The sequence below is a fragment of the bacterium genome (assembly GCA_037143175.1).
Lineage (GTDB): Bacteria > Verrucomicrobiota > Kiritimatiellia > CAIKKV01 > CAITUY01 > JAABPW01.
Map to the genome: position 1 here is coordinate 95,440 of JBAWZF010000005.1, position 12,832 is coordinate 108,271.

A 12,832-nucleotide genomic window follows, 5' to 3' on the forward strand; every position below is an offset into this window, starting at 1 on the left:
TAATCATTACCCGACAAACCTTTACCCTGCAAGGGAAAAGGCTGTTTGCTATCTTCCGGCTATTTGTTAGTGTTCTTAGATCTGGTGCCAAGTGAAACCATTTTCTGCCAAAACTCGTAAAGATATTCAGGATCCACTCCAATTGGATTTCCTGACTGCTGTCCAGCCCCCTACTCCTCCCATGAAACCTATTGAATCCAGCCCTGATGGGACACTCCCGTTACCTCTGTTGACCGTCCCTGCCGCCGATGTCTTTGAATCTGATCCGTTTTTTAATCCACTTCCTCCTGCCCCGGATGACTCAGATAGGGAGAGCGCTGAGCCAGTCGCCGCCCCTTCCACAGCTGAGGAACGGCTGCTTGAAACCATCGTGGGCGAGCCCCCCGAAACCAAAGCCCCCCTGGAACTCCAGACTCTAAAAACCCGCCTCTCTGCGCTTGCAGTTGAGCTTGCAGCCGCTCAGGAACAAAATTCCCGGGCCAATCAGCTTCGCAGCCAAACAGAAGTCCGTTTTGCAGAAGCCGAAAAACAGTGGACGGAAAAATTGAACCAGCTCCGCCATATGCTTGACGAAGTCGAAGATACGCGTGATGAAGTATTCCGGAAACGGGTATCAAAATCTCTGTTCACCGGGACCGTGATTACCGCAATTGTCGCCGTCATTTTTGCGTATCTGATTGGATCCAGACAGTCCGCACCCCCTCCGGCAATCGCCGAAAATGTGCCCACACCTAAAGTCTTTGAACCCCATCCGGAACCCGCCATCGACAACCAACAACCCAACAACTCAGAACCAATTCCCCCCCCGCCGCCTGCCCCGCCCCTTATCATTGCACCCATAGAACCGGAGGTGCCCGTTACGCCCCGCCCACCGAAACCAATCGTTCGCGCCCCTGAGAAGAAAACCATCTGGCCATCCCTTTCAGGAAGTCGATGGAGCACCACTACCTCGCCGAACGAACTGAAGGTGGTTTTTCATTATGGGACTTTTTCCCATGGCGTCGATCTCTCAAACACGGCTCAGCAGGATCTGAAAGCCATCGCCTCAAATCTCAAGGGGAAATCGTTCCGGATTGAAGTCGAAGGCCACACAGATTCCACCAAGGTCAGCAAGGCGAAAGCGTATGGCCATGACAACCATGCAGTCGGCCTGGCAAGGGCAAAAGCGGTCGCCGGATATCTGACCGGCTCATGCGGGCTCCTCGCGTCCATGGTCACCACGTCATCGGCGGGTGAATCCAATCCCCCCTACCCCAACACAACGGCGGCGAACAAGCAGAAAAACCGCACCGTAATCCTCAAAATCACGGCGCGATAAATCAACGCTTTATGCGTTCAACGGCTTTGAGTTTGTCCCCCACAAACTCCAGTTTTAGCACAGGATAATCCTCATACCAACCCCGATTGACCCACATGGTGTCATAGGAACGGTTCAACCGTCCTGCGCGATCGCGGTACCAGTAACCGGTATTCAAGGGTTCATAGCTGCTGATATATCGGGAGCCCGTGTAAGTCCAGATTTCGGCTTCACCGGATTCCACGGTTCGTATCGTTACCTGTCGGGGGAGACCGAGCGCCAAGCGGACCATATCCCTGCTGAACCCGATTCCAATTTCACCCTTCTGAATCTTCACCTGAATTTCCGGCGCAAAGGCCGCAAACGTTTGGGGCTCTTTTTTAATCCGGCTCGCGGGCGTGCTGACACATCCCGACACCAACACCATAAGGCCCATCGCTGACAAGATACTGATCCTGAGTTTCATATAATCACGTCCTGCCTTTCTATGCTGACTCGCTACCATAACCACATCAAGGGCACATGACAGGCGGCCCAAACCATATACCGCCACATGGACTGGAACCGGTTCCCCCGGCTCAACACGGTGAAATAGATCCCCTTGGCCAGGGTATTCACCATGACCGCCAATAACAACGCCTGTATCATCAGGCGCCCGGACAAGGTTCCCTGGACCAGAGACAAAACGAAGGGATCCACATCCACAACCCCGGAAAAGACGCCCAACCCCAGTACCCCCGCCTGTCCAAAATACTCTTTTGCGAGGGCCACGCCCACCTTGATCACCACAAACATCAACGCGAAACCGACAGCCACCCGGATCTCAACGGGATTCTGAATGGACGGGAACTCACCCGGCGCCTCTCCCCCCGTGGTTCCCTTACGCACCGTCAGGGCCAATAGCAACCCCACAACACACAAGACCTCCATCCGCCAATCCAGCCGCAATGAAAATCCACTGCCAAAAACGGCGATCAGCACCAGCAAGCGCAAATACATGACACTACTCGCCAGCAAACTCGCCTGGAGTGCCGCCCCCGCAAATGCCGGCACCTCGCGTGCCAAGCGCCCCGTCGCCACGCTTACCGCCGTACTGGAGGCAATCCCGCCCAGTAACCCGGAGAGGGGTAACCCCAGCCGCGCTCCCCATTTTTTCGAAAGAATGTACCCCGCAAATCCGATTGCCGATACCATGACGACAATCTGCCAGATACGGGCCGGATTAAGGTGATATCGCGTGTAGTCTTCATTCGGCAGGGCCGGGTAAATCACCAATGCCAGAAGCAGAAATTTCAAGGTGGCCAGGAACTCGTTCCGATTCAAGCGGGCCACATAGCTTTCCAGGGCGGACTTCTCAGAAAGCAGGATGGTGTTCACGACCCCTAACGCAATCGGGAACCTGACATCGGCCAACAGGGAAAGCGCCCCGATCATGTAAGTCACCAATACAGAGACTTCACTGGTCGCCCCAAACCGACCCGCTTTAATCTTCTGGATATACGCCACCACCGCCAACGTCGTGACGGCGATGAGGCCCGCTGGCAGCATGAACGGAAGTCCATTGGAAAAAAACCAGGCACAGGCAAACCCGAACAGACTGACTATCGGGAACGTCCGAACCCCACCAAAGAAAAACGGGGTATGCTCTTTGCGACCGGTCTCACGCTCCAACCCGACCAGAAAGCCCATGGCCAGCGCCACGATAAACCGGAGCCCGAGAGTCCATTCGAAGGGAATGTTCATACCGACGGAGTTTCGAGTTCGCCCGCAAACACATAGACAGCAGGCCCCAGAAGTGTGACCTCCTGAGCGCCATCAGCGGTCAGTGTATAATTCACTTCCAGCACATCACCCCCGGCACACGTGATCTTCACCGGCGGCTTCACCCACCCCATACGCCCGGCAATCAGGCCGGAAGCCACGATGCCGGTCCCACACGCCAAAGTCTCTGCCTCCACGCCACGCTCATAGGTTCGGATGCGCAACGCATCGGGACCCGTCACATGAATAAAATTCGCATTGGTCCCCTTGGGCGCAAAATCCTGATGATAGCGGATGGCGGCCCCAGTCCTGGCAACATCTTCCTTATCCAGATCCTCCAACGGCATCACCACATGGGGCACGCCGCTATTCACAAAACCATAGGGCCGCTTTACCCCGTCAATATCCAGCACCTGGTTCAAGCGCCAATCTCTGGGTATGGTCATCCCCAACCGGACTTGATCCCCTACCATCTTGGCAAAAATGACCCCTGCACCGGTTTCAAATGACATGGACGACGACGCCACCTTAAGATCATAAGCCAACCGGGCCACACAGCGCGCCCCGTTGCCACACATATCCACTTCACTCCCATCGGGATTGAAAAACCGCATGGTGAAGTCAGCTTTCTTCGAAGGCTGAATCAGAATGATCCCTTCACAACCCACTCCCGTACGTCGCGTTCCAATGGATGCAAGCCAAGTTCCATTTGTTGTCGGAGCCGTCAGCTTGCGATCATCAATCAGAACAAAATCATTTCCAGCTCCATGCATTTTCCAGAACGGAATCTTCATTTTTAAACTTCCTCTCTTTCCATACGCCCATCAGGTCTGTCAGTATTTTTGAGGACTCCCTCAGCACCAGATCTTTGTCCGCCCCCTTGGCGACCACCCCTTCGCCATCCGATTCATTCTCCCCCAGCGCCTCGTCCTGAGCCTTGTCCAAATTTTTCTCTTCCTGGGCCAAAGCCACACGATCCTTGAGGTTTAACGAGATCCCCGAAATCAACTGATGATTCTTAATTCGCTCGATCACATCATGCTGGGCCGCAAACCGGTGGTCCTTGCTGCGCCGTGTCTCAGAGGCCAGCCGCAGTTTCGGAATAATCTCCGAAAGATCAGTCACCGGATTGTAGCGCGCCATACTGATCACCGTCCAGGGCATCGCATGGGGTAGATATTCTTCACCCACCTCCAGAACATCCAGCACGGAAGGAATATGAATATCAGGCACAACCCCTTTTAACTGGGTTGAACCACCCGCCACCCGGTAGAAGGAATGAGTCGTCACCTTAATCGAGCCAAGTGCCGCTTTACGTTCTTCCAGGGGCTGCCACGATTGAACCGTCCCCTTCCCATGCGTCTTCGAGTCACCGACAATAACGGCACGTCCGTAATCCTGCAGGGCCGCCGCCAGAATCTCGGACGCCGAGGCACTCCGGCGGTTCACCAACACCACCAGGGGCCCGCGGTACAACACATCCGGATCAGGGTCCTGAAGCACCTGTACTCCCCGACTTTCCCGAACCTGGACAACGGGACCGGAAGTAAAGAATAATCCCGTCATCTCAACAGCCTCGGCCAATGAGCCGCCACCATTATTACGCAAATCCAACACGAGCCCATCGATATTTTTGGCCTTCATATCGGTAATGATGCGCGCGATATCACGGGTGGAACTTTTAAATTCAGCCCCCCCGCTGACCCGGTTCTTCATGTCGGCATAAAACGCCGGTAACCGGATCACCCCGACCAGATTCGTCGAACCCTCATCGCCAATGACCGTGACCATCTCTCCCTTGGCTTCCTGGTCTTCCAACTTCACCTCATCGCGCACCAGGGTAATCTTTGTGGTTCTGGCCCCGGTGATATCCGATGCGGGAATGACCGTCAGCGTCACCTTACTCCCCTTCTTACCGCGAATAATTCCCACCGCCTTGTACAGGGGCCAGTGCAGGATATCCTGGGTCTCCCCCTTATCCTGGGCCACCCCAATGATCTTATCACCAGGTTTGAGGCGGCCATCACGGGCTGCCGGGCCACCGGGGATCACCTTCTCGATTTTCGCCGCACCATCCTCACTCTGCAGCAAAGCCCCGATGCCACCCAACGACAACTTCATCCCAATTTCAAAATCATCACTGGAACTCGGCGTCATGTATTCCGAATGCGGATCGTAGGCTTGCGTAAAGGATGTAAAGTAGCGCTGGAGCACAAACTCCGCATCGCTGTCCTCGAGCACCATCAGGAACTGCTTGTAACGTTTCCTGAAGAAGACTTCGGGGCTCAACTGCGCATCCGCATCCGAGGCCCGGGCCACAGCCGCCCCATTGGTTGCCAGCACCTCGCCCTTGGCCGTGCCGGAATCCGCCTTGGCCACCGCATTCGTCTTCTCGCTGTCCGCCAACTCCTTGGCGACCAGACGCGCCACATACTCATTTTTTACTTTTTTGCGCCAGAGTTCATTCCACGCTGCTTCATCCGCCGGCCAGGGAACATCCTTCCGTTTCCAGGTATAGGTTTCCCGGGTGGTGCAATCAAAGCCTTTCCCGATAAGCGAATCGGCGTATTCCACCCGGTTGCGCACACGCTCCTTGAACCGCTCAAAAATCCTGAACGCCAACGAGACATCGCCCTGGTGCAGGCGTTCGACTTGTGACGCCGCTTCCTTTGTAAATTCCTCAATATCAGATGCCAGAAAAAAGGTGCGATCATAATCCAGCATGGCGAGATACAGCGTCATGGCATTGGTCGCAATGCCGATATCCAGCGGCTGATGGGATAAATGCAACTGGGGCATCACCTTTTCAAAGGATTTCGCCACCTCCGCCGCCTGCACGCCCGGTTCCATGAGTTTCGAAGCCGCACAAGCCGGTATGGCATACCACCACACCCAGCCCACCAGGCCCGCCAAACTGAGCATGATCACTCCCCCAACAACTGCTACTCCACGTTTTATCGTCATGAAACACCTGTCTCCTTAACATCCACCACACAACCATCTTTCATATGAATGATACGATCGCATCGCTTTGCAACCTCATCATTATGCGTCACCAAAATCAAAGTATGCCGCCGCTCCTGCGTCATGGCGAACAGGCATTTCAAAATCGATTCACCCGTCACGCTGTCCAAATTCCCGGTAGGCTCATCGGCCAGCACCAATTCCGGCTCATTCATCAACGCCCGGGCCAGCGCCACACGCTGCTGCTCGCCCCCGGAAAGCTCCAACGGCGTATGCCCCATCCGGTCGGAGAGTCCCACCGTCTCCAACAAGGCCTCGGCACGTTGCCGGTGTGCGGCACGCTGTCGTCGCATCTTCCAGAACGCCATGGTGGGTAGCAGCACATTTTCAAGCACATCCAATTCCGGCAGCAGGTGGTAGGATTGAAATACAAACCCGATATGCCGGGCCCGGATCAACGTTCTTTCACGTGGAGTCATCCCGTACAACGTCTGCTCTTTAAACCAAACCGTCCCCTCCGTGGGTTGATCCAATCCGCCCAGGGCGTGCAGCAGCGTACTTTTTCCAGCGCCGCTCGGACCGATGATGGCGACCGTTTCGCCGGGCTGTACCGACACCGAGACCTTCTTCAACACCGTCAGGGGTCGTCCGCCCATGAGGTAGGTCTTGGTGATCGCATCCGTTTTGACTATGGGTTGCTCATTCATGCCGCAATGCCTCAACAGGATCAAGCCGCGCCGCCCGCCACGCTGGAATCAGGCCCGCCAGGGTACAAATCAATACCACTGAACCCGCCACCACAATGACGTCCAACGGCGCGGTCCGCGCAGGAATTTCACTCAGGCGGTAGAGTTCTTTGGGAAACAACTCCAGATTGAAAGTATCGGACAACCACCGGAGCAAATCATTCCGGTAATGCAGGATCAACAGGGCCGCCCCCACTCCGGATAAGGTTCCCACCATGCCTTCGATCCAGCCCTGCCAGAAGAATATCCGCATAATGCTGCCCGAGGGAAAACCTATCGCCTTGAGCAAGCCGATCTCGCGGGTCTTCTGAACCGTCACGGTGATCAGCGTATTGGTAATCCCGAATGCCGCCACAATGGTGATGAAAATCAACAGGAAGAACATCATGTTTTTCTCAACCCGGAGCGCACTGAAGATCTGCCGGTTTTGCTCCATCCAGGTGGTCACATAATAGTCCGGCCCCAACTGGCTGCGAATCTGCCGGGCCACTTCCTGGGCGCGATAGGGATCCTTCGCCATCAGCCGTACGGCCCCGACCCCGCTTTCATACCCGAACAGGGTCCGCGCCTTCTCGGTTGAGCAGAACACAAACCCGGAATCATACTCCCACATCCCCACACTAAAGATTCCGGCCACCCGGAACTCTTCAGGCAGGGTGATTTCATCCTTGTTGACGAAACTGGCGGGGGAATTAATCAGCAGTTTATCGCCCACCCCCACCCCGATGCGCCGGGCGAGATCAATTCCGATCACCACATCCTGCCCCTTCACACTGAACAGTCCCTGGGTGACACTGGCGGGAATCTGACTGACGGCACCTTCACGGGCGGGATCAATACCGCGCAATACGGGCGTGTAGATGCTGCGCCCATGCTGAACCACCACCTGCCCCTCCGTGGAGGGAGCCACCCCGGCGACGCCTTCCAGACGGGCCAGCTGCTTCATCACATCCTCTTCCTCGGTCACGCCACCCTGGGCCGTCACGGTCAGATGGGCATTGAACCCGAGGATTTTCTCGCGCCACATGTCATCAAACCCGGTCATCACGGATAACACAATAATCAGGACAGCCACCCCGAGCAATACCCCCAAGACCGAAATGATCGTGACCACCGAGAAATAGGTCCGCTTCGGCTTCAGGTACTTGAGTGCTAGAAATAGGGAAAAGGGCATCATACTGAAATCTCAAATCTCATATTTCAGATTTCAAATCTTCTTTGGGCTTCAACTGGGGGAATAGAATCACATCACGAATCGCTTCACTTCCCGTCAACGTCATGACCAGGCGATCTATCCCGATGCCCATCCCGCCGGCGGGCGGCATTCCATGCTCCAGCGCTGCAAGGAAATCTTCATCCACTTTCTGGGCGTCTTCCCCGGCCTGCGCCTCGAAGCGGCGTCGCTGCTCGAGGGGATCGTTCAACTCCGAGTACCCCGGCGCAATCTCCTTGCCGCCAATCACCAATTCAAACACATCCACAACCGAGGGGTCATCCTCACAGCGCTTGGCAAGGGGCACCAACTCCGCGGGGAGGCGGGTCACAAAGGTGGGATTCTGCAGGGTTTTCTCGATCAGCTTGGAATAGACTTCCTGGGTAATCTCATCGACGCCCCAGGCCGGATCCACATACAAGGCATGTTCCTCGGCCTTGAGCCGCATGGCCTGTTTATCCAGCGAGAACCAATCAGCCCCCATACGCTCCATCACGAGATCACGATACGGCACCTCGCGCCAGGGGCGTACAAGATCGATGGGCGCTTCGGCACTCCCCACGATCAGGGTACCCATCACCGTCTGGGCGACTTGCGTAATCAGCTCCTCAACCAGGTCCTTCATGCCCCGCATGTCGGAATAGGCCTCATAAACCTCCATCATCGTAAATTCGGGATTGTGGGTCCGGGACAGTCCCTCATTCCGGAAATTGCGATTGAGCTCAAACACCTTGTCGAAGCCGCCCACCAGCAGCCGCTTGAGATAGAGCTCGGGCGCGATACGCAGATACATTTTGCAATCCAAGGCATCATAGTGCGTGGCGAAGGGCTTGGCCGTCGCCCCCCCGGGCTGCGGCTGCATCATGGGTGTTTCCACCTCCTGAAATTGGCGCGCACACAGCTGGTTCCGGATTTCACGGACAATCTGAATACGTTTGTTGAAAACTTCGCGCACGCCGGGGTTCGCGATCAAGTCGAGATACCGTTGGCGATAACGCTGGTCAGTATCTTTCAAGCCATGCCATTTTTCAGGGAGTGGCAACAAGGCCTTGGATAACATGGTCCAGTTCGCAATTTTAAGGGTCGGCTCACCTGTACGGGTGGTGAACAAGGAACCCTCCACCCCTACATGATCCCCGAGATCCAGCAATTTAAACGCGTCAAAGGCGTCATCCCCGATCGTGTTTTTTTGCGCATAAATCTGAAAGCGATCAGACCCATCCCGAAGATCCGCGAAAATGCTTTTTCCCATATCACGAAAGGTAGTGATGCGTCCGGCGATGGCAACCTGCTTATTCTCCTCGAATCCGGCGCGGATTTCCGCAAGCCGGCCTGTACGCTTAAAGGCCCGGCCAAAGGGTGCAATCCCCTTGCCAACCAAAGCCCCCATATTTAATTTTCTCTGCTCGACAAACTCATTATCAACATGTTCCGACATGACTATCACTCCCTGCTTTCAATCTTCTCAACGACCTTGGGGTCATTTTTTTCTTTCATAACAGACGGTGCCGGCATCTCTACGCCCTTTTCGTCTTCCCCTTCAAAAAGCGAATCGATCTTGTGCGCCCCCGGGGGTGGCACAAATTCAAAGGTGTCAGCCGGCAACACCCCATCCACCACCCAGCCGGTAAACCTGTTCAACACCACCATTTTCATTCCCTTGGGGGGAGATACCTCACCACTCATTCCGGAAAAACTCTTTGCCATATCACTCAGCACCTGAATCACGACGGGCTTGGGCCCGGAACTCACCCATAAATCCCAGTCAAATTGCTCCTGCACGAACCGCACATGCTCACAATCCACCCCGTCAACGCGTTCTTTGCCGACATAGGTGGCCGAGGACACTCCATCCATGATGGCGGCGTAGATGTCGTTCACCAGCAGATTATCCACAAACAGCATATTGCCCGCCATCGGGCCAACCCCTTCAGCTAACTGCTCGACAAGTTTGGGCGCCTCCCGTTCCTCAAACCGGTTCAAACTCAACGCATAAATATACAGCTTTTTCCCGTTACACACCACCGTATTGCCGGTCATCCCCTTGACATAACGTAACGCAAGCCGGTTGGGCTTTTCAGCGGCAAGCTCATACACGGCGGAAATCTCCTGCTTCATCCCCTCCATCTCCGTATTGACCTGGAGCGAAACCGAACATTTGAATGATTTTGCGCCCTGCAGATAGGCCGCCATCCCCATCAACACTTTCCCCACCTGCGGATCAGGGACGAGCGCCTCAGAGGCTGCCATATTGGTCGCCACCAAGGTATTGGTGGTTACCGTCAGGTTGTTGGTGGATGCCGTAGCGACGACCACCGCATTGGTTGGCACCGCATTGGTCTCGCCGGAAACCATCGCAACAGCAGCCGTCAAGGCGGCCATGGACAACATGATCATGATGCTATTCTTCATATTCCCTCGTCATTCTTTGTCCTGCAAAAAAGGCAGATAGATTGCCCCGGGACTTTCGACAAAATCTTTTAAACACAGGCGGAGTCCTTCACCCGACATGGGGACATATTTCCCTACAGCCGTCGCCAGCACGACCTGGCGGGAATCCACAATCCGTCCGCCCGCCTCGACCAGTCGCGCCTTGGCCCTGGTAATCCAGCCTTCCACACGAATGGATTGCCCCACCAGAATCGGTTGTTGTAAACGCACAGTCAGTTCCGCTGCCACACAAGCCCGCTTAAAAGTCAATATAGCGGCCCACGTCATCACCTCATCCAGCAGCGTCATCGAGATGCCGCCATGGACCAGGTGCCGATACCCCAGATCCGCCGCGCGGGTCACATGGGTCAGCACGACACGATCGCCCTCAACACAGGAATGCCCGCGCAACCCATGCGGATTATCCTCCCCGCAAACAAAACAGGTCTTCGTCCAGGGCAGGGTTCCTTCTGTATACTCCCAATTACTCATGCCTCAAAACAACTCCGCAAACTTGACCACACCCAATGACGCCAGCATCCGGCCGGCGCCACGGCGCTGGAGCGCATTAAATAATTCCACCTGCCGGTTATAAATCCCTTTCAGCAACTCAATCCGCATGTCCTGGACCTTAATCTGATCACGCAATGCCGCCAGCATACCGAGCGTCTCGGCCGAGGCCTCCGTATCAAGTTGCGCAAAGACCCGCCCAATGGCGGCGGATAGCCTGGCCTCCGCCTGCGAACACTCCGGAACCCCCTCCACATTGGCCGCCAAATCACAGGCGTTTCCCAGCACATCCAACACCGGAGCGACACTCGTTGGAATGGCCGCGACAATATAGGGAATCATTTCCCGTCTTGCCAACAGCGCCTCCCTGAACTCCAGCCAGGCGTCCCGCATCTGCCCTCTTGCCACCTGCAAAAGACGGTACCCCTGAGCCGCCCACAGAGCACCGCCCAGGATCACCATCGTCAAGATTATCAGCAGAACCGGACGCATATCGTTTGCCCTGAATCTTATTTCAACAGCACATCGCCCTTGATATCAAATCCCTTAGGCAGCCGTGCCGCCAGGGTTTCGGCATTATAGGCATATACCGGATCAATCTCAATTTTTACAGTCACGCGCCCTGCAGCATCACGCGGAACCTTCACCCCGCAACGGGTCAGCCAGCCGGCAAATTTTTCAATCATGGCCGCCCGGGACGATTCCGGGGAGTCATTCCCTTCGGCGTTTTTCACGGGAGCAAACTCGTCTTGCCGCAGAAACTCCAATATCAACGACTCTTTCGCGTCGGGGAGCGCATCGAAGATGAACTTTTCAAACTTGTACGCATTGGGCTTCTCCGGCTTAACCGTGCTGCCCGCCTCGTCGCAGAAGGCCACCTTCTTATGGGCCTGATGTAGCGGAAGCCCCGCAGAGGTCTCGCGCACAAGGAAGTCCAGGGAGAAAATATGGATGGCCACACTGCCGAATTTCAACACCAGCTCCCCGTCGGGCTGCCGGGCGTTTTTCTGGCCCTCGGTCAACTCGATATATTCCACCACTGAACAAACCCCGTTACGGATGACCGTAACCCCCAACCCTTCGCCCGCATCACGCTTGGCACATACCTTCAGGGACATGTCCGCCTTGCGTTGAATGTGTAGACCCACAAAAACCGGATCCGCAATATCCACCAGCGGATTATCCACCTGGAAATAATAGAGTGTTGTCAGCTTGCGCGCCTTCATGTCGGCCAGCATGCCCCGCCGTTCCAGGGCCGACAGTATTCCGCCATGCCCATCCGGCGCCGCAAACAGCTTATCCGGCGCCTCCAGCACGATTTGACCGTTCGGGAGAAATGCAGGAAGGGTGCCCTGGATAAAAAACTTCACCCGCTCGGGGTTCAGTCCGAAATATCGATTGGCCTCAAAAAAGACCCGGGTATCCTCATCATTCCCTTCGCTCGTCATGATGTAAAAGGGAATCGCGGCCTGATAATGCTGCTCCAAGGCAAGAATTTTACGGGAGTGAATCTCGAACAGCGAAGCCTGCGTCAACGGTGCCAGGCGATAGGTCCCCTTCGGACCATCATAGCCCAAACGGGTTCCTTGCCCGCCCGCCACCAGAATGACCCCGACCTGTCCAGCCTGGAGGGCTTTCTCACCCACAGTACGGGGCGCAGCCACCTGGTCCGGTTTGAGCGAAACCACCGGCGCAGGCAGGGTATCGCCCGTCGTAGCCGCCGCTTCCCCGCCCGCTTTCAAAAGCCCCTGAATACGGACAATGGTCTTGAAATCCAACGCCTCAATCTGGCTCAATAATGACTTCTGCTGAGCCTCATTCAACCGCTCCCAGAACTTCAGTACATGCCCCTGCCCGTATTGGTCCAAAACCTGCCCTGCTTCCTGATAGATCATTTATCCTCCTGATGCT

12 protein-coding genes are annotated in these 12,832 nt (G+C 55.6%); 1 reads left to right on the forward strand and 11 read right to left on the reverse strand.

Annotated features, from left to right (window positions below; all coding sequences use genetic code 11):
• Nucleotides 1–181: 181 nt before the first annotated feature.
• Nucleotides 182–1,318: an OmpA family protein gene (locus tag WCI03_03440; GenBank protein MEI8138902.1), complete on the forward strand. Its 1,137-nt coding sequence runs from the start codon at nucleotides 182–184 to the stop codon at nucleotides 1,316–1,318.
• Between the two features lies 1 nt (nucleotide 1,319).
• On the opposite strand, the gene WCI03_03445 is transcribed toward WCI03_03440, so the two are convergent.
• The 11 genes from WCI03_03445 to WCI03_03495 are packed head-to-tail and all read right to left on the reverse strand — an operon-like array spanning nucleotide 1,320 to nucleotide 12,816.
• A complete protein-coding gene (locus WCI03_03445) occupies nucleotides 1,320–1,763 on the reverse strand; it encodes a hypothetical protein (GenBank protein MEI8138903.1) in 444 nt (147 codons plus the stop codon).
• A gap of 32 nt (nucleotides 1,764–1,795) precedes the next feature.
• Complete coding sequence (locus WCI03_03450; protein MEI8138904.1) at nucleotides 1,796–3,040, reverse strand: DUF4010 domain-containing protein; 1,245 nt, start codon at nucleotides 3,038–3,040, stop codon at nucleotides 1,796–1,798.
• Nucleotides 3,037–3,852, reverse strand: a complete 816-nt coding sequence (gene dapF, locus WCI03_03455) for a diaminopimelate epimerase (GenBank protein MEI8138905.1) — start codon at nucleotides 3,850–3,852, stop codon at nucleotides 3,037–3,039. Before dapF ends, WCI03_03450 begins: the two co-directional genes overlap by 4 nt.
• Entirely contained in the window at nucleotides 3,812–6,022 is a 2,211-nt protein-coding gene (locus WCI03_03460; protein MEI8138906.1) for a carboxy terminal-processing peptidase, read from the reverse strand. Before WCI03_03460 ends, dapF begins: the two co-directional genes overlap by 41 nt.
• Nucleotides 6,019–6,729 (reverse strand): ABC transporter ATP-binding protein, encoded by a 711-nt coding sequence (locus WCI03_03465; GenBank protein MEI8138907.1) that lies wholly within the window; start codon nucleotides 6,727–6,729, stop codon nucleotides 6,019–6,021. The genes WCI03_03460 and WCI03_03465 overlap by 4 nt, the downstream gene beginning before the upstream one ends.
• Nucleotides 6,722–7,945, reverse strand: coding sequence for an ABC transporter permease (locus WCI03_03470; GenBank protein ID MEI8138908.1), 1,224 nt, complete (start codon nucleotides 7,943–7,945; stop codon nucleotides 6,722–6,724). Before WCI03_03470 ends, WCI03_03465 begins: the two co-directional genes overlap by 8 nt.
• A gap of 16 nt (nucleotides 7,946–7,961) precedes the next feature.
• Nucleotides 7,962–9,419, reverse strand: a complete 1,458-nt coding sequence (gene lysS / locus WCI03_03475) for a lysine--tRNA ligase (protein MEI8138909.1) — start codon at nucleotides 9,417–9,419, stop codon at nucleotides 7,962–7,964.
• Nucleotides 9,420–9,424: 5 nt separating this feature from the next.
• Nucleotides 9,425–10,393 carry a DUF2092 domain-containing protein gene (locus tag WCI03_03480; GenBank protein ID MEI8138910.1) on the reverse strand — a complete coding sequence of 323 codons (969 nt, stop codon included), beginning with the start codon at nucleotides 10,391–10,393 and terminating at the stop codon, nucleotides 9,425–9,427.
• A gap of 9 nt (nucleotides 10,394–10,402) precedes the next feature.
• Entirely contained in the window at nucleotides 10,403–10,903 is a 501-nt protein-coding gene (locus WCI03_03485; protein MEI8138911.1) for a PaaI family thioesterase, read from the reverse strand.
• A 3-nt stretch (nucleotides 10,904–10,906) separates the two neighbouring features.
• A complete protein-coding gene (locus WCI03_03490) occupies nucleotides 10,907–11,383 on the reverse strand; it encodes a LemA family protein (protein MEI8138912.1) in 477 nt (158 codons plus the stop codon).
• 47 nt (nucleotides 11,384–11,430) lie between these two features.
• Entirely contained in the window at nucleotides 11,431–12,816 is a 1,386-nt protein-coding gene (locus WCI03_03495; GenBank protein MEI8138913.1) for a UDPGP type 1 family protein, read from the reverse strand.
• Between the last annotated feature and the right edge of the window lie 16 nt (nucleotides 12,817–12,832).